This window comes from Mesorhizobium sp. B2-4-6 (assembly GCF_006442775.1).
GTDB lineage: Bacteria > Pseudomonadota > Alphaproteobacteria > Rhizobiales > Rhizobiaceae > Mesorhizobium.
On the sequence record NZ_VFVI01000001.1, the window covers coordinates 153,678 to 171,129 of the forward strand.

The window sequence follows — 17,452 nt, forward strand, 5'->3', positions numbered from 1 at the left end:
ACCGCAGGGCACTTTTGCGAAACCTGCTTGCGCGCAGCGACGGTTTCATCACCAAATCATCCTTCCGGCGGGCAGTCCAATTCGAGCTTGGTAGCGAAGATCTTGCTCATGTCGGTGCCTGTCGGATCGTTGAAGAACGCGTCCGTCAGGGTCTTCTGGTTTTCCTTGATCGCCTCGTCCGGATCCGGCCGGACGACCTTCTTGGTACAGGTCGAGGGCAGGCCTTCGACGGTGAGGTTGGTGTCGTCGGTGAAATCGATCGCCGTGTAGAAGGTCGGATCGTAGACGCCGATGTCGATCTTGCCGTCGAGCTTGATCGGCTTCTTGGGCTGCGACTCGAACAGGATGATCAGCTGGTCGTTGTCGAAGTTCGCCATCAGATGCGGCGGCGGAACCATCGGCACGTCCTTGCCGTCCTGGGTGACGAGCTGGAAATAGTTGAACTCGGCCAGCGAGGAATGGACGGTGTCGGCCACTTCCTTGAGCTCTTTGTCGTCAAGCTTCAGATCGGAGTTCTTGTCGAACTCCATCATCACTGTACTCGAAAACAGGTCATCGAAGCGCCAAAGGTGGCGCAGCGCCGTCACACTTTGGTGATCCTGGCTGAGGATGACGTCGAGCCGGGCTTCGGCGAAGACATGCGGGTGCACTTCGGCCTGCTCGACCGAGGCCAATGTGGCCGCAAGGGCCGAAGCCAGCATGGTGGCTTGCCGTTTCAGATGCATTCCTTGCCGCGATTCCATTGACGTCGAGAGCGAGCCCGAGAGTTGACAGAAAGCGGGCGAAATTGGGACGCGCATTGATTTCAATGCATGTCGTTCTCCCAAAACCGCACTTTGGGCGCCATGCCTCGGCTTCATTTCGATGCGCGCCGTTGCAAACGTTCGCGCGGCGGCATCAGGCGGTGTCGCGCGTCCTGAACCATTGCACCAGGAAGTCGACGAATACCCGCACCTTGGCCGGCAGATAGCGGCGGTGCGGGTAGACGGCGAAGATGCCGGTGCCCGTCGGAATACGGTCGTCGAGCGCGGTGACCAGCTTGCCGGACGCGACGTCGGGGGCGGCGATGAAATCCGGCAGCATGGCGAAGCCCAGGCCGGAGAGCGCGGCGGCTCTCGCCACGATCGGGCTGTTGACCTCGATCGGACCCGAAACGGCGACGCTGATGGAGTCTTCGCCTTCGCCCTTGAAGCGCCAGTTGGCCAGCGAGCGGCCGTTGGTGTCGACGATGCAGGGCATGTTGGCGAGATCCTGCGGCCGTGTCGGCTTGCCGTGCTTGGCGATCAGTTCCGGCGACGCGCAAAGCCTGACCGAAAACGGCGCCAGCCGCCTGGCGATGAGCGAGGAATTCTCCAGCCGCGAGATGCGCACGGCAAGGTCGAACCCTTCCTCGACAAGATCGACGAAGCGGTCGTCGAGATGGATGTCGAGCACGATGTCGGGGTGCTGCCTGGCGAAGTCGACCAGCGACTGGCCGATCGGCGCGTCGGCGAAGGTGCGGGCGGCCGACAGCTTGATCCTGCCGCGGACGTCGCCGGAAGACTGGCGCACAGCCTCGGCCAGGCTGTCGACCTCACGCACGATCTCGGAGGCGCGCTGATAATAGGTGTGGCCGGCTTCGGTCAGCGAGAACTGGCGCGTGGTGCGGTTGAGCAGCAGCGCGCCCAGCTCGTCCTCCAGCTCGCGCACATATTTAGACAAGAGCGCCTTGGAGCGGCCGATCTTGCGCGCCGCGGCCGAAAAGCCTTCCGCCTCGACCACGTCGATGAAGGCGCGCATGCGCGTCAATGTATCCATGGTCAGACCTTTCGTGCCGCGTCGAGAATCTTGCGGCCGAGCCGTATCAGGGCAACGTCGCTGCCGGAAGGTCCGAGCAGCGACAGGCCGAAGGGTGCGCCGTCGACGGAGCCGATCGGCAAGGTGATCTGCGGAAAGCCCGAAAGACCGGAAAGGCATAAAAGATGCAGCGCTCTTTCGCGATAGGCCTGGAACTGTTCCGGTATGCCCGCGGCGAGCGGCGCCGCGCCGGGAACGGTCGGCAGGACGAGGAAGCCGTTGTTGCCGAGCAGCGCGCCGAACTCGGCCCGGAACGCCAGCCGGCGCGCGGCTTCGGCCGCGGCGGCCCTGGCGTCGATGGTGCGGCCGAAGCCGAAACGCTCCTCGACGCCGGGGCTCAGGCGGCCACCGGCCGAGATCCAGGGACCATGCTCGCGCCAGGCCTCGAACGCCTGCAAGCGGCGAAAGCACCAGTAAAGCTCGTCGGGGAACGAGGCAAAGGCGTATTCGGTCTCCGCAGGCTGGCCGATGACGCCGGCGGCCAGCGCCTTCATGCGCGCATATTCGGCGGCTTCCGCCGGACCCATGACGAAGGCATCCAGCCAGCGGATCGACAGCGGGCGGTTGAGCGGGTGCTGGTGCGGATCGCGGCCGAGCAAAAGCTTGCCGACCGTCTCATAGGTCTCGATGTCGTCGGCGAACCAGCCGAAAGTGTCGAAACTCGATGCCAGCTTCATCGCACCGTCGAGCGGAATGCGGCCATGGGTGGTACGCAGCCCGATCAGGCCACAGAAGCTAGCCGGCGCGCGGATCGAGCCGCCGGTGTCGGAGCCGGTGGCGATGTTCGCCAGACCGCCTGCAACCGCGGCCGCCGAGCCGGAGGAGGAGCCGCCGGTGACCCGCTCGGGCGCGGCGGGATTGACCGGGTAAGGGAAATGCGCGTTCTGGCCGAACAGCGAGAAGGCCAGCTCGTCGGTCTGGGTCTTGCCGACGAATCGCGCGCCAGCATCGAGGATCATCTGTACCGCTTGCGCCGTGCGCGAGGCGGCATGGGCCTCCTCGAATCTCTGCGGGTTGCCGCAGCCGGTGCGGTAGCCGGCGACGTCATAGATGTCCTTGACGGCCAGGCGCAGGCCGGCGAGCGGGCCCAATTCCGCATTCGCCACAGGCATTTGGCGCAGATCGAGGAAGGCGTTCAGCGGTCCTTGAGTTCCTGGCATCGTTCGATTTCCGGATACAGTGCGACAAACATTGTTCGATGCCAGAAATTTTACAACCTGCGCTTACGATTTTTATTGATTGTGAAACCCTTCGCTCCTATATCGCGCTTGCCCAAAGTCGCACGTGCCTGTGGGTGTCCGCCGATCCTCGAATGGTGAGGGCAATCGGTAAGGTAACTGGAGCCAACCCCTCCAGTCGGTCAGTGGCCAACCACAAGACCGAGGACACCTTGAAGCAACGACGGTGCGGGCCTTTCTGGTTCTCTTCCGGTTGTCCAAAGACCGGGGTTACTAAAGAGGCACACCTTCATTGCCGGCAGTGCGGACGGGTCTCCCATCCAAGCCAAGGCAGACAAAGCGAACCGAGGCCGGGCAAGGCCAAGGTTCACCGCCGCGAGACGGCGTTTCATGGTTCCGGGGTCTCCACCGGCTGGTTCCATGGATTTCCGTCCCGCCTTTGTCCACCGCGTGTTCGCGAGGCCGACAGCCCGCGTCCCGCAGCCTTATTGCGCGCCGAAAGGCGTTATGGAGAGACCCCGATGGCCACCCAGCGCATCCTTGATTTCCTCGCCACCCGACGTCCGAACGGCCCCTGCCTCGTCGTCGACCTCGATGTCGTGCGCGACAATTTCCGCGCCTTCGAGAAGGCGTTGCCCGATTCCAAGATCTACTATGCGGTGAAAGCAAATCCGGCGCCGGAAATCCTGCGCCTGCTTGCTGCGATGGGCTCGTCCTTCGACACCGCATCGGTTGCCGAGGTCGAGATGGCGATGGATGCCGGTGCGCCGGCCGACCGCATTTCCTTCGGCAACACCATCAAGAAGGAGCGTGACATCGCACGCGCCTACCAACTCGGCATCCGCCTGTTCGCCGTGGACTGCGTCGAGGAGGTCGAGAAGATCGCCCGCGTCGCCCCTGGCTCGCGCGTGTTCTGCCGCGTGCTGACCGACGGTGAAGGCGCCGAGTGGCCGCTGTCGCGCAAGTTCGGCTGCGTGCCGGCGATGGCCGTCGACGTGCTGCGCCATGCCAAGAGCCTCGGCCTCGACGCCTATGGCGTGTCGTTCCATGTCGGCTCGCAGCAGACCGACCTGACGGCCTGGGATCGCGCGCTGGGCGACGCCAAGAAGGTGTTCGCGACGCTCGCCGAGGAAGGCATCGTGCTCAAGATGGTCAACATGGGCGGCGGTTTCCCGACCCGTTACCTGAAGGACGTGCCGGTGGCCCAGGCCTATGGCCAGGCGATCTTCTCGGCGCTGCGCAAGCATTTCGGCAACGCGCTGCCCGAAACGATCATCGAGCCGGGCCGGGGCATGGTCGGCAATGCCGGCGTCATCAAGTCGGAAGTCGTGCTGATCTCGAAGAAGGCCGACAACGACAATGTGCGCTGGGTGTTCCTCGATATCGGCAAGTTCGGCGGTCTCGCCGAGACGATGGACGAGGCGATCCGCTATCCGCTGGTCACCCGCCATGACGGCTCGGAGACCGCGCCTTGCGTGCTCGCCGGCCCGACCTGCGATTCGGCCGACGTGATGTACGAGAAGACGCCTTATCCGCTGCCCTTGTCGCTGACCATCGGCGACGAGGTGCTGATCGAAGGCACCGGAGCCTACACGACCACCTACTCGGCGGTCGCCTTCAACGGCTTCGAGCCTCTCCGATCCTACGTGATCTGAGCGGCTCGCAAAGGCCGCTCAGATCATCCGGCGCGGGCGATCATGTCGCCCGCCCGGGCTCGCTTGTGGAACAGATCTCCGCTCGTGAAGGATCGCGGACATGGAATACCTGACCAAATCGGCCGTTGCGGCCACCGAAATTGCCCCCTCGTCCGGACCGTCGGCTGAGCTTTTCTCCGCGGGGAAGAATGGCTCGACGGCAGTGCTTCTTGGCGCATTTTCTTACGGCGAACCGGTTTCCACTTCGCCTGAAAATGCGTTGGCGCCTTCCCTGGCCCTCCGGGCGCAGGCTGGCTCGCGCGGCGCGCCGGACGAGGGGGCTACCCAGGCGCCTGCCTTCGTCATCCTTGGCGAAGGCGCGGGCGACGCCGCGGCGCGCGAAACGCTGCTCGACCGCGCCATGGGGCCGAAGCGCAAGAAGAAGTCATCCGAGAAGCTGCGGCGCGGCCGCCGGCCCTCGGAAGGCCTGGCCTTTGTCGCCCGCGATCCCTCGGGCGCGGTCGTCGGCACGGTGCGGCTGTGGGATGTGAGGCTGGGCGAGGGCGGTCCATCGGCACTCCTGCTCGGCCCGCTCGCGGTCGAACCGGGATTGAAGAGCGGCGGCATCGGCTCAGCGCTGATGCGGCATGCGACCGCCGAAGCCGCGCGGCTCGGCCATGGCGCGATCCTGCTCGTCGGCGACGCGCCCTATTACGGACGGTTCGGCTTCTCGGCCGACCGCACCGGAGCGCTTGCCATGCCTGGCCCCTATGAGCGGCACCGGCTTCTGGCGCTGGAGCTGAAGGAAGGCGCGCTGGACGGCGCCACGGGCACGATCAAGCCCGCCGGCCGCAAGATCAAGGGGCAGGCGCCGGGTTTCGCCGCTTGAGTCTTTGTTTTCACGCAATTCCGGACGGAAACCGCTAAGCAATTTTCCTGGAATTGCTCTAAAGCGCGTCGCGCTGAAGCGGATTCAGGCGACGCGCTTTAGGCCTTTGTTTTCATGCTGTCGTTATCGCAAAACCGCTGCGCACTTTTGCGCGACATGCATTAGGTTCGACAAAAAGCAGAACGCCGCCCATCGGGGCGGCGTTCTGCTTTTTTGCGAAGGATCAGCCGAGCAGCTGGCTGAGCGCCATGGCGACGGTCATGTCGCCTTCGACCTTCAGCTTGCCGGCCATGAAGGCCATGGTCGGGTTGAGGTCGCCGGCAATCAGCGAATCCAGATCGTCGAGCGACAGCTTGATCGTGCAGTCGGCCGGCGCGTCGGTGGTCGAGACGGTCGCGCCGTCGATGACGATGACGCCGTCGCTGCCAGTGTCGAACTTGACGGAATGCTCGAAGCCGGCGCTTGCCACGCGCGACTTGATCTTGTCGGCAATCTCCTGAACGCCCATGGCGGTTCTCCTCGTTGGTTGCGTTGACGCGCACCGGCGCTTGGCCGCTGGGCGAGGTAGACGCGCCGCGCTCCAGCGCGACCACAGGCGCATATAGCTTCGAGTTGACGTTAACGTCAACGCGGTCACCTTGCGTCATATCGCGGAGGCGAGCTGGGCCACGCCTGTCGCCGCCGGACGGCGGCCAGGCGGTCAATGCTCGGGCGCTGCCTGAAAGGGCTTGGTCATCGCCGCCGCGGTTTCGCCGGCATTCTTGCGGCGGCGAAGCGCGTTGTCGCGGATATCATCCTTGGAGAGGAAATTGACCTGGTCGATCAGCACCTCGTGTACCAGTTCGACGCCGACCCGGCTGTTGATGGTGTCTCGGATCGACTTGCGGAAGGCGTCGAGATCGATCGATTCCTTCTTGGTGAAATCGATCTGCGGGTTGGAATAGAGATAGGAATAGACTTGGTCGGTCATCAGCGCCTGCGCCGGGATCGACAGCTTCTTTATCTGTTCCGGCTCCACCGTGTAGACCAGCTTGGTGAGGAAATAGCCGTCGATCGTGCCGTCGCGCAGCAACGGCACCGAGATCATGTCGGTCTTGACGTAGTCGAGGCCGCCCAGCATCGGCTTCGGCGGTTCGGCCGCGCCGCGCTGGCCGGCCGCCTGGAAGGAATAGAAGACCGCGCCGAGCGTCACGGCGCAGATCCACAGCGCGGCGGCGATGAACTTTATCACCGGGTCTGTCCTTGCGCCCCGATCATCTCAATCAGGCCCGCGCCATGCCGAACTCGCCGGCCGAATAGGTGCCGTCGGTATCGGCGCGCTGGATGGCGTTCCTCAGAAGCGTGGCGACCTCGTTGACCGCGTTGAGATGGGCGAGGATCGCCGCCTCGTTCTTCGCCAGCTTCTGGCGCAGCCGCAGCAGGCCTTCGCGATGCTGCTCGAGGAACTCTACCTCGTTGGCGCCCTTCAAGGCGCGGTTCAGCTCGTACAGGTATCGGCTCTTGCGCGCGTTCGAGGCCTTGAGGTCATAGGCCGTTCCGCTGCGGATGCCGGCGGTCTCCTCGTCCACGACTTCCTCGATGCGGCCGATGATGGCGGCGAGGTTGCCTGGTCGTGCGGCGGCGGGCGCCTCCATTGCGTTGGTGCGCGCGGGAAGGTTGGAAAGGTCCGTTTGGTCGGCCATGTAGGTCCCTAGATATTGATGTCCGTTTTTATGGTTGTGTCGTCGCCGGTCATCGACCGTGCGGCTTTGCGCTCAAGCTCCTCGATCATCGAGGTCGAAAGCCGGGTCTGCTGGTCGATCTCGGTTTTCTGCGGTCCGCCGGCAACGGAGCCGACCGGCACCTTGTGCTTGCCGTCGAGATAGTGGTCGGCGAGCATCGATTTGGCGATGCCGATGCCGCCATGCGCAGCCATGACATCGGCCACCTTTTCGGCGAGTTGCGACTTCCACATGTCGCCGGCCAGACCCTTGCCGTAAACACCCTCGGTGTCCTTGGGCATCATGTTCTGGATGAAGGTCGTCAGCACCATCGCCTCGAAGCGCTGGAACTTCTTCGCCGGATTGGCGGCTTCCGCCTTGTCCGCCGTTGCACGCGAGAGAATGGAGCCGGCATCGACCGTCGCAGAGGGATCGACAGAGAATGCTGTCGAGGCGCCATTCGCCCTTCTCGCAAGCGCCGCGCGCGCAGCCTCGACATCGGCCGGTTCCGCTGCGCGGGCGACGTCCATGACGATGTCGCTGGGTGGGGAAATGGCCAAGAAAGTCCGCCCTTTGCCGGTTTTGTCATCCGCACAATGACTGAACAAGCTTGTGGCAGGCTTGCGGGCGGTCAGCCTTCGTCCACTCGCATCTGCGTGAGGAGATCGAGCCGCTCGCGGTCGGAGCGCTCGCGCTCGTCGCGGCGGCGCACGTCCCTGTAGGCGCGCTCGACCATGTTGGTGCGCGCCGTCGCGGTGGCGATCAACGCGGCTTCCTGGCGGGCGTCTTCCAGGTTCTTTTTCTGGCGCTCGAGCGCGCCGGTGATGCGGCGATGATAGATTTCCGGAAAGAGAGCGCCCAGCGAAGCGTCGGTGTCGAAACGCTCGATCAGGCCCCTGGCCTCAGCTTCGGCCTTGACGGCGGCGGCGAGGAAGCCGGCATGGCGGGTCTCGTGCAGGACTTTCAACTGCTCCTGCACCTTGACCAGTTTCTTCAGGCGGTCCTTTCGCGTGGTCATGGCTATCTCGCCAGCGTGAGGTCGACGAAGCCGTCGACGAACAGCGACAGCAGCGTGCCGACGGCGAAATAGAAGATGATCATGCCGCCGGCGATGACGAAGGGCAGCGAGATGAAATAGACCGGGATCTGCGGCGTCAGCTTGTTGACGAAGCCGATCGTCAGATTGACCAGGATGGCATAGGCGACGAAAGGGCTGCCGAGCCGGATGACCAGGAAGAAGGCGTCCGACACGGTGTCGGTGACGTCGACCAGCGCCGCCTGCGGGTTGAAGAACACGTTGACCGGAGCGACCTGATAGGAGGCGACGAGCGCCTTGACGATCTCGTGGTCGAAGTCGAACACGAAGAGCAGGAGCAGCGCCGAGAACGAGATGATGGCGGCGAGCGCCGCCTGCGGTTCCGGCTCCTCGATCGCCGGTCCACCCGAGCCGCCATAGCCGATCAGCATGGCGATGGCCGAGCCCATGAAACGCAGTGCCTCCATGTAGAGCCTGGTCATGGCGCCGATCAGCCCGCCGACCAGCAACTCGGAGACGATCATCGGCGCCAGGACCTGCGGGCGCGGATCGACGAACGGATAGATACGGTCCCACAGGAAAGCGAGCAGGCCGCCAGTGGCGGCGAGCGAGACAAACAGCCTGATCTGCAGCGGCACGCGGGCGCTGGACAGGCCCGGCATCAGCATGAAGCAGGCGCCGATACGGCAGAAGGCGAGGAAGGCGGCGATGACGACGCCTTGCGAGAGCGCGTTCACGAGATGGTTCCGAGCACCTTGATCTCGACGCCCTTGGCGATCTCGACATGGCTGAGAACCGGAAGCGTCGTGAACAGCCGCTCGATGATCATGCGCACATAGGGACGCGCGTCGGGCGCGGTGACGAGCACGAAGCGCTCGCCCGCCTCGAGATGCTTGCGGATCGCCTTGGTGGCGTCCTGGCCGAATTCCTCGAGCTGGCGCGGATCGATGTCGAACTCGCGCACCTCGCCCTTGGCGTCGCGCTTGAGGCTCTGGTGGAAGGCGAGATCCCAGCGATTGCCGAGGCGCAGCACCTTGAGCGTGCCGCCTTCGGAGAGGTCGCCGCAGATCTGCTGCGCCATACGGATGCGAACATGCTCGACGATCTGCTCGGTGCGGCGCACATGCGGCGCAATCTCGGCGATAGCCTCGATGATCAGATGCAGGTTGCGGATCGAGACGCGCTCGGCGAGCAGCAGCTTCAGCACCGCCTGCAGGCCGGGATAGGAGATGTGCGAGGTGCAGATCTCGTCGGCGAGCTTGCGGTATTCCGGATCGAGCCGCTCCAGCAACGCCTTCATGTCCTTGTAGGACAGAAGCTGCGGCAGGTTGTTGCGGATGACTTCCGAAAGATGGGTGAGCAGCACCGACATGTTGTCGGCGAAGGTGAAGTTCTCGCGCTTCAGGTCCTCGGCGAAGGTTTCGAGTACGGAATAGGCGCGCATGCCGAAGGCCGGCTCGCGGATTTCCTCGCCGGGGATCTCCGGCACGCCGCGCGTGCCGAGCAGCACCATGATCTCGCCGACGCGCATCTGGTATTCGGCGACCACAGTGCCATGCACCTTGATCTGGTAGCTCTTCGGCGGGATGGCGAAGTCGTCGGCGACGCGTACCTCCGGCACAACGAAGCCATATTGCTGGGCGAATTTCTTGCGCATCTTCGACATGCGGAACACCAGTTCCTGATGCGCCACCATCAGCCTGGTCGAAAGCTGCTTGCCGATCAGAAGCTCGATCTCGGCGGTGACCAGCGAGGCCTTGACCGAGTTCTTCTCCTCCTCGACCTTGTTCGCCTTTTCCTGCGTCTTCAAGGCTTCGGCGGCGGCGCGCTCGCGGCTCTGGCGCAGCGGGATGATGTAGCCGAGGCCGGCCATGCCGCCGGCAAGCGCGAAGAAGGGGAACAGCGGAAGGCCGGGCATGAGGCCGAGGATGACCAGCAGCGAGGCCGCGACGTAGAGCGCGCGCGGATGTGCGCCGAGCTGACCGAACACCGCCTGGTTGGTCGAGCCGCGCGTGCCGCCCTTGGAGACGAGCATGCCGGCGGCGAGCGAGACGATGAGCGCCGGGATCTGGGTGACGAGGCCGTCGCCGACCGACAGCTTGATGAAGACGTCGGCCGCCTGGCCGAGACCCATGCCGTGGCGCAGATAGCCGATGGCGATGCCGCCGACGATATTGATGGCGGTGATGATCAGGCCGGCGATGGCGTCGCCGCGCACGAATTTCGAGGCACCGTCCATCGAGCCGAAGAAGGAGGATTCCTCCTCCAGCTCGCGGCGGCGCAGCTGCGCCGTCTTCTCGTCGATCATGCCGGCGGAAAGGTCGGCGTCGATCGACATCTGCTTGCCGGGGATGGCGTCGAGAGTGAAACGCGCGCCGACTTCGGCGATACGGGTCGCGCCCTTGGTGATGACGATGAAGTTCACCACGATCAGGATCATGAAGACGATGAGGCCGATGACGAAGTCGCTCGACATCACCAACTTGGAGAAGCCCGAGATGACGTAGCCGGCGGCATGCGTGCCCTCGTTGCCGTGCGACAGGATCATGCGGGTGGTGGCGATGTTGAGCGACAGGCGCAGCATGGTGGCAATCAGCAGCACGGTCGGGAAGGACGAGAAGTCAAGCGGCCGCTGGATCCACAGCGCCACCATCAGGATCAGCACCGAAAGCGCGATCGAGAAGGCGAGGCCGATATCGATGAGGAAGGCGGGGATCGGCAGGAACAGCACCGCCAGGATGAAGACGATGCCCAGCGCGAAGAAGACGTCGCGGCCGTTCTTCGCCACCAGGCCGGACGGGAGTGTTTCGCTGATCGCCATGTCGTTCCCAAATCAAGAGCCGCCACGCACGGGGCAGGCCCCTTGACCGTAACCCTCCAAGCTTGCGCGAAGGTGGGAGAGCGGCTACGGGACCTGGCCACGATCTTGCGAAAGGACGGCAGATGCTCCTGGTCACCGGCACGATCCGGCTGCCAGCCGACAGGCTCGACCAGGCAAAGCCGGCGATGCAACGCATGATCCTGGCAAGCCGCGCCGAACCGGGCTGCCTCGGCTATTCCTACGCGCAGGATGTGCTGGATGCCGGGCTGATGCATGTTTCGGAGGCCTGGAGTGACCGTGCAGCGCTCGAAGCGCATTTCAAATCGGCGCATATCGCCGAATGGCGCGCGAGCTGGGCGGAACTCGGCATCGGCGACCGCAAGCTCATGCTTTACGAGACGGACGGCGGCGCGCCAACCTGATCGTCAGAGGCATTTACGGCTGTGCCGCATCGGCGGTCGCGACGGCGACCAGCCAGCGCCGCACGGCGCGCTCCTCCTCGGCGGAGAGGCCGGCGGTGAGCTCGCCTTCCAATTTGTAAACCCGCTCACGGCATTTCTTCAGCAAGGCGCGGCCGCTGTCCGAAAGGTCGAGATGCTGGATACGGCCGTGGACGGCATGGGGCCGGCGGAGAAGGGAACCGGCCTTTTCCAGATTGCCGACAATCACGCTCACCGTCTGCGGCGTCAGCACCGCGAGCCGGGCCAGATCGGCATTGGATAGGCCGGGATAGGCCGAGATCATGGTGAGGGCCGCGAACTGCGCCTGTGTCACGCGAAATTCATCCAGCGCCCGCTCCACCTTCAGGCGGTAGGCGCCAGCCGCCTGGCGCAGCAGATAGCCCAGATAGCCTTGCTCGCCGCGCTTGCCTTCACCGGCGGACGGAATGGATGGATTCGCCTTGCGCATAATATCATAGCTCTCATATGTTGTTCGTATTCTGATATTATCGCGTCAAGGAGCGAAAGACGATGGGCCATCGCATTTTTCTTGCGGGCGCCTCGGGCGCGATCGGCCGCCGGTTGGTGCCGCAGCTGGTGGCGGCCGGGCATGGGGTGACGGCGACGACGCGTCAAGCGGCAAAAGCAGAAGATATTCGAGCGCTCGGCGCCGATCCGGTGGTGGTTGATGTGTTCGATGCGAGCGGATTGCGCGCGGCTGTCTTGGCGGCAAAGCCGGAGATCGTCATCCACCAGCTCACGGACCTCCCGGCCGGGCTCGATCCATCCAAAATGGCCGAGGCAATCGCTCGGAACGCGCGCATCCGCGATGAAGGAACCCGCAACCTCGTCGAAGCGGCGAGGGCGGCCGGTGCGAAGCGGCTGATCGCGCAAAGCATCGCCTGGGCCTACGCGCCGGGACCCGAGCCACACGACGAAACCGATCCTTTGGACAGTGGCGCGGAAGGCGGTCGGGCCGTCAGCGTCGGCGGCGTCATTGCGCTGGAGAAGCACGTGCTCGGCGCTTCGCCGATCGCCGGCATCGTGCTGCGCTACGGTCATCTCTACGGGCCAGGCACCGGCGCGGCAGCCGCCGCGGACCCGGCGGTGCATGTCGATGCCGCCGCCAACGCGGCTCAGCTTGCCGTCGAGCGGGGGACGCGGGGCGCCTTCAATGTCGCGGAGCCGAACGGCCATATCACGACCGACAAGGCTGTCGCCGAGCTCGGCTGGCGCGCCGGCTTTCGCCTGGCCGAGTAAGCGAGGGAGTTGCCGTCATGATCGAAGATGTTTCTTCACGCGGCCTGATCGGCGTCGCCGCCATCGCTGCGGGGTTGCTTGGCATGGCCGTAGTCCAGAGCAACAGGGCATCCACCGCCGCTGGCGAAATGGGCGCGCATGTCCACATGATGGGGGCTGATGCCGGGGAGGGAGCGACGGCGCGTCCGACCACCACGGTGAAGCCGCTCTCCTGCGAAAAGCTGCCGAATGTGCCTGGGCATTCGATCACCACGGCGCTGGTCGAGTTTCCGCCCAATGCCTATACGCCGCGACATCGCCATCCCGGTTCCGTCACGGCCTTCGTCATCAAGGGAGCGCTGCGTTCGCAGATGGAGGGCGGACCGGCTGTTACTTACAGTCAAGGCCAGACCTGGTTCGAAGCGCCAGGCGCGATCCATTCTTTCGCCGAGAACGCCAGCGCCACCGAGCCGGCGGAACTGCTGGCGATCTTCGTCGCGGAGGACGACTGCGGCCCGCTGACCATTCCGTTACCCAACTAAATCTATCGCCTTTATCGCGGCGGTAAGCCTTCTTAACGCTAATTCGCGCAACGCCAAAATGGCGCCACAAGCGGTCGGCATTGCGGTTGCCACGCAAGGCCGCCGCGCGTATCAGGCACGGCAGTTGTTTATCTTTCGCATACCGGCGAGCCGTTCCGTTGCCTGCCAGAAACGACCCACAAGTCTATGCCCGCCGGCTTCGCGCGGTGCTGATCAGTTCGATCCCCGTGCTCGAGGCGCGCGGCATCGCGATCGTGCTGATGGCCGGCATGGTCGGCGCCATCGCGGGCGCGCTGGTCACCGGCATGAGCGCGCTGGTGCAAGGCATGCATTGGCTGCTGTTCGACGTGCAGCCGGGCGGCCGCCTTTCGGCGATGTTCTCGCTCGCCGATCCGGTGCAGGCGATGTTCCCGGCGATCGGCGGCCTGCTGCTCGGCCTTTCCGTCATCTGGCTCAGAAAGCGCAAGTTTCGCACCCCGGTCGACCCGATCGAGGCCAACGCGCTCTATGGCGGGCGCATGTCGCTCACCGACACTTTCATCATCGTGGCGCAGACGATGATTTCCAGCGGCTTCGGTGCCTCGGTGGGATTGGAAGCCGGCTATACGCAGATCGGCTCCGGCGTAGCTTCCCGGCTTGCGCGCGCGTTCCGGTTGCGTCGCAATGACGTCCGCATCTTGGTCGGCTGCGGTGCCGCCGGTGCGATTGCCGCCGCTTTCGACGCGCCACTGACCGGGGCCTTCTACGGTTTCGAACTGGTCATCGGCATCTACTCCGTCGTCAATGTGGCGCCGGTGATGACGGCGGCGATCGCCGCCTCGCTGACGGCGGAAATGTTCGGTGGCGTGCCGTTCCCGCTGGAACTGTCAGGTCTGCCGAATCTGACCGCCAGCGAGTATGTGCCGTTCCTGCTGCTCGGACTGCTCGGCGGGGCAGCCTCGATCGCCATCATGCATCTGGTGAGCATCGTCGAGCGTCTCTTCGTGCGGCTCTCGATCGACGCCTCGGTCCGGCCGTTCATCGGCGGCATCTTCGTCGGCCTGCTTGGGCTGGTCACGCCGCAGGTGCTCTCCAGCGGCCATGGCGCGCTGCATCGCGAGTTCGCTATGAATTATGCGCTGCCGGTGGTGGCGAGCGTCTTCGTGATGAAGCTGGCGGCCTCCGCCATCTCGCTCGGCTCGGGCTTCCGCGGCGGCCTGTTCTTCGCTTCGCTGTTCCTGGGAGCGCTGCTCGGCAAGGTCTTCGCCGGCGTCATGGCGCTGACCGCGCCGTCCGTCGGTATCGACCCGGCGGTCGCCGCCGTCGTCGGCATGACCTCGCTTGCGGTTGGCGTTGTCGGCGGCCCGCTGACCATGACCTTCCTGGCGCTGGAATCCACCCGCGACCTGACGCTCACCGGCGTGGTGCTGGCGGCCTCGATCATGTCGGCGATCCTGGTGCGCGAGACCTTCGGCTACTCCTTCTCGACCTGGCGTTTCCATCTGCGCGGCGAGACGATCCGCAGCGCCCATGACGTCGGCTGGATGCGCAGCCTCACCGTCGGCTCGATGATGCGCAAGGACGTCCGCACCATTCCTGCCTCGACCACGCTTGCCGAATTCCGCAAGGAGATACCGCTCGGCTCCGGCCAGCGCGTCATCGCCGTCGAACAGGCCGACCAATATGTCGGCATGCTGCTTGTGCCGGAACTGCACAGCGATCCCTCCGATGGCGAGACGCCGGTGAGCGCGCTCGCCCAGTTCAAGGATGCGGTGCTGGTGCCCTCGATGAATGTCCAGACCGCCGCCGAGACCTTCCAGCGCACCGGAGCCGAAGAACTGGCGGTGGTCGAGGACTTCGACGAACGCATCGTGCTTGGCCTGCTCACCGAGAGCCATCTGATGCGCCGCTATGCCGAAGAACTCGATAAGGCGCGCCGGGACCTGGCCGGCGAGGGCTAGTTTTCAACACAGGAAGCCTGCCGGTGCAGACTACCCGGCACGTTGCAGCCCCGGAGATTAGCCGAGACGTCTAAACTTCGTCACCCACGGGCGGAGCGGGGCAAAGCGGACGCGCAGACCCGAGGATCCATGCCGGATCCTCGGACGAGAAGTAAAAGTGGTGCAAAACAGAGGTCATTTTGTGCCGCTGCAAGTTCACAGGCAACGGCTCAACCAGACTGGTCACGGGGGGGAACCGCGAGGTCTTGGCCGCCGGTAGGTCTGCAGCCTGTCAATCCAGGCTGGTAAATTGATCTCAATTCCGGAAGAGTGAGTATCGGTTCGCTCCCGTTATGAAGGCGCCTGCAGCGACGGACTCTCGCCGCTTGCCTTTTGTACAGTGTCACTGTACAAACTGTTCAGTGGAGAACAAACGAGATGCCCAAGGCTTCCGATAAGGGCCAGGCTTCAACCGGGAACAGGAACGGTTCGGTCGCAACAGCCGCCCAGGAGGTGCTCGGCATGCGGCTCAAGAGCCTGCGCCTTGCCCGCAGGCTTTCCTTGCGCGACCTCGCCGAGGCGACCGGAACCAGCGCCAGCTTCATCAGCCAATTGGAGCGCGGCCTGACGGGCGCCAGCACGGCATCGCTCAACCAGATGGCTTCGGCGCTCGGAGTCAGCGTCGCGCTGCTGTTTGCCGAAAGCATGGCTCAAAATCACCACGGCGTGCTGCGGCGCAGCGAGCGGCCCAGCCTGCCGCCTAGCGACGGGTGCCGCAAGATGCTCTTGTCGCGGCCCCCGTTGAGCGACATGGAAGTCTATGTCGGGGAGTTCGAGATCGGCGGCTCGACCGGCTCCGACCAATACACGCATGGCGATGCGCATGAGATGTTGATCGTCCTGCGCGGCGTCGTCGAGGTGTCGCTCGGCGAGGCGAGCCATGTCCTCGAGGAGGGCGACAGCGTCGAATACACCACCTCCACCCCGCATCGCACGGAGAACATCGGCAGCGGCCGGGCCGAAGTGATGTGGATCATCGCGCCGCCGACCTCGGCGCGCGCCGAGCTCGACCAATACACGACCTGGAAACCGCCCGCCGCCAGGTAGCTGATCAAACGCGGGCATGAATGGGAGAGTTATCGTTATGTTGAAATCGAGATATGGCATCGGCGCCGTTCTGGCACTCGGCGTTCTAACCGCCGCCGCCTTTGCGCAGGACAAGCCTGTGGCGGGCGAGGTCAAGGAGGGGGCGTTGAAAGGCAAGACCCTGACGCTCGTCTCCTATGGCGGCATCTACCAGGACGGACAGGCGGCGGCGCTGAAGGAGTTCGTCGACAAGTCCGGCGTCAAGCTGCTCAATGACGGTCCAACCGAGATCGCCAAGCTGCAGGCGCAGGTCGAATCCGGCAATGTCACCTGGGACGTCGTCGATACCGACGACCTGCCGCCCTACGTCTATTGCGGCAAGCTGTTCCAGAAACTGGACCTGACGAAGCTCGACGTCTCGAAAATCCCGGAAGGCCAGGTCGGCGAATGTTCCGTGCCGGCGATGAATTACGGCGTCGTGCTGATGTACAACAAGGAGAAGTACAAGGATAATCCGCCCAAGAGCTGGGCCGACTTCTTCGACACGGAAAAGTTTCCGGGCGTGCGCGGGATCGACGGCTCCGGCAGCCCGACCGGCGGGCTGCTGGAACAGGCCTTCAAGGTTGCCGGCGGCGACCCGAAGGCGATGACGGTGGCCGATATCGACAAGGCCATCGACGTGGTCCGCAAGCTCGGTCCCGACACCATCTTCTGGAAGACGGGCGCTGAATCGCAGCAATTGGCGGAGTCCGGCGAAGCCGACATGCTGATGATGTGGACCGGCCGCGCCATGACCGCGGTCAAGAACGGCGCCAAATATGCGCCCGCATGGCAGGACTGGCTGGTGGTGATGGACCAGATGACGATCCCGGTCGGCGTCAAGGACACGGATGCCGCTTACGCGCTGCTCAACGCCTATCTCGGCAAGCAGTCGCAGGAGATCCTGGCGGAGAAGACGTCCTACACCCCGATCAACAGCGATGCGCAGCCCAAGGTCGACGCTTCCGTCGCCGCCTTCCTGACCAACACGCCGGAGCGCCAGAAGCAGGGCTACAAGCAGAACTTCAAGTTCTGGGTCCCGAACTTCGCCGTGGCACAGGAGAAGTGGTCAGCGCTGATGGCCGGCAACTGA

Annotated in this window: 19 protein-coding genes; 8 read left to right on the forward strand and 11 right to left on the reverse strand. The window is 64.4% G+C overall.

Features of this window, described 5'->3' with window-relative positions:
• Positions 1-56: 56 nt before the first annotated feature.
• From FJ957_RS00715 to FJ957_RS00725, 3 genes are all read right to left on the reverse strand, one after another.
• Positions 57-725, reverse strand: a complete 669-nt coding sequence (locus FJ957_RS00715; protein WP_140827432.1) for a DUF1007 family protein — start codon at positions 723-725, stop codon at positions 57-59.
• 172 nt (positions 726-897) lie between these two features.
• Complete coding sequence (locus FJ957_RS00720; protein WP_140827434.1) at positions 898-1,797, reverse strand: LysR family transcriptional regulator; 900 nt, start codon at positions 1,795-1,797, stop codon at positions 898-900.
• A 2-nt stretch (positions 1,798-1,799) separates the two neighbouring features.
• Positions 1,800-2,996: an amidase gene (locus FJ957_RS00725; RefSeq protein WP_140827436.1), complete on the reverse strand. Its 1,197-nt coding sequence runs from the start codon at positions 2,994-2,996 to the stop codon at positions 1,800-1,802.
• Between the two features lie 539 nt (positions 2,997-3,535).
• On the opposite strand from FJ957_RS00725, the gene odc2 reads away from it, so the two are divergent.
• The gene (gene odc2 / locus FJ957_RS00730; RefSeq protein WP_140827438.1) at positions 3,536-4,669 is read left to right on the forward strand and encodes an ornithine/lysine decarboxylase; all 1,134 of its coding nucleotides are present in this window, start codon (positions 3,536-3,538) and stop codon (positions 4,667-4,669) included.
• 343 nt (positions 4,670-5,012) lie between these two features.
• Complete coding sequence (locus tag FJ957_RS00735) at positions 5,013-5,537, forward strand: N-acetyltransferase (protein ID WP_246685770.1); 525 nt, start codon at positions 5,013-5,015, stop codon at positions 5,535-5,537.
• 223 nt (positions 5,538-5,760) lie between these two features.
• Here FJ957_RS00735 and FJ957_RS00740 read toward each other — a convergent pair whose 3' ends face one another.
• From FJ957_RS00740 to flhA, 7 genes are all read right to left on the reverse strand, one after another.
• The gene (locus tag FJ957_RS00740; RefSeq protein WP_112096391.1) at positions 5,761-6,045 is read right to left on the reverse strand and encodes an SCP2 sterol-binding domain-containing protein; all 285 of its coding nucleotides are present in this window, start codon (positions 6,043-6,045) and stop codon (positions 5,761-5,763) included.
• Positions 6,046-6,237: 192 nt separating this feature from the next.
• A complete protein-coding gene (locus tag FJ957_RS00745; protein WP_140803149.1) occupies positions 6,238-6,768 on the reverse strand; it encodes a hypothetical protein in 531 nt (176 codons plus the stop codon).
• A gap of 31 nt (positions 6,769-6,799) precedes the next feature.
• Positions 6,800-7,219 carry a hypothetical protein gene (locus FJ957_RS00750; protein ID WP_140827439.1) on the reverse strand — a complete coding sequence of 140 codons (420 nt, stop codon included), beginning with the start codon at positions 7,217-7,219 and terminating at the stop codon, positions 6,800-6,802.
• An 8-nt stretch (positions 7,220-7,227) separates the two neighbouring features.
• On the reverse strand, positions 7,228-7,797 hold the full coding sequence (locus FJ957_RS00755) for a rod-binding protein (RefSeq protein WP_246685743.1): 570 nt from the start codon (positions 7,795-7,797) through the stop codon (positions 7,228-7,230).
• Between the two features lie 71 nt (positions 7,798-7,868).
• Positions 7,869-8,255 (reverse strand): hypothetical protein, encoded by a 387-nt coding sequence (locus FJ957_RS00760; RefSeq protein ID WP_140827441.1) that lies wholly within the window; start codon positions 8,253-8,255, stop codon positions 7,869-7,871.
• A gap of 2 nt (positions 8,256-8,257) precedes the next feature.
• Positions 8,258-9,010 (reverse strand): flagellar biosynthetic protein FliR, encoded by a 753-nt coding sequence (gene fliR, locus FJ957_RS00765; RefSeq protein ID WP_095766355.1) that lies wholly within the window; start codon positions 9,008-9,010, stop codon positions 8,258-8,260.
• On the reverse strand, positions 9,007-11,094 hold the full coding sequence (gene flhA, locus FJ957_RS00770) for a flagellar biosynthesis protein FlhA (protein WP_140827443.1): 2,088 nt from the start codon (positions 11,092-11,094) through the stop codon (positions 9,007-9,009). Before flhA ends, fliR begins: the two co-directional genes overlap by 4 nt.
• 122 nt (positions 11,095-11,216) lie before the next feature.
• Here flhA and FJ957_RS00775 point away from each other — a divergent pair, with 122 nt between their 5' ends.
• A complete protein-coding gene (locus FJ957_RS00775; RefSeq protein WP_140827445.1) occupies positions 11,217-11,516 on the forward strand; it encodes a putative quinol monooxygenase in 300 nt (99 codons plus the stop codon).
• A gap of 13 nt (positions 11,517-11,529) precedes the next feature.
• Here the strand turns inward: FJ957_RS00775 and FJ957_RS00780 are convergent, their stop codons facing one another.
• Positions 11,530-12,003, reverse strand: a complete 474-nt coding sequence (locus tag FJ957_RS00780; RefSeq protein WP_140827446.1) for a MarR family transcriptional regulator — start codon at positions 12,001-12,003, stop codon at positions 11,530-11,532.
• 62 nt (positions 12,004-12,065) lie between these two features.
• Here FJ957_RS00780 and FJ957_RS00785 point away from each other — a divergent pair, with 62 nt between their 5' ends.
• The 5 genes from FJ957_RS00785 (at position 12,066) to FJ957_RS00805 (ending at position 17,452) form a co-directional block, all read left to right on the forward strand.
• A complete protein-coding gene (locus tag FJ957_RS00785; RefSeq protein WP_140827448.1) occupies positions 12,066-12,794 on the forward strand; it encodes an NAD(P)-dependent oxidoreductase in 729 nt (242 codons plus the stop codon).
• A 17-nt stretch (positions 12,795-12,811) separates the two neighbouring features.
• Positions 12,812-13,315 (forward strand): cupin domain-containing protein, encoded by a 504-nt coding sequence (locus tag FJ957_RS00790; protein ID WP_140827450.1) that lies wholly within the window; start codon positions 12,812-12,814, stop codon positions 13,313-13,315.
• Between the two features lie 158 nt (positions 13,316-13,473).
• Positions 13,474-15,255: a chloride channel protein gene (locus FJ957_RS00795; protein ID WP_140827452.1), complete on the forward strand. Its 1,782-nt coding sequence runs from the start codon at positions 13,474-13,476 to the stop codon at positions 15,253-15,255.
• Between the two features lie 417 nt (positions 15,256-15,672).
• Entirely contained in the window at positions 15,673-16,341 is a 669-nt protein-coding gene (locus FJ957_RS00800; protein WP_140827454.1) for an XRE family transcriptional regulator, read from the forward strand.
• A gap of 37 nt (positions 16,342-16,378) precedes the next feature.
• Entirely contained in the window at positions 16,379-17,452 is a 1,074-nt protein-coding gene (locus FJ957_RS00805) for a PotD/PotF family extracellular solute-binding protein (RefSeq protein ID WP_140827458.1), read from the forward strand.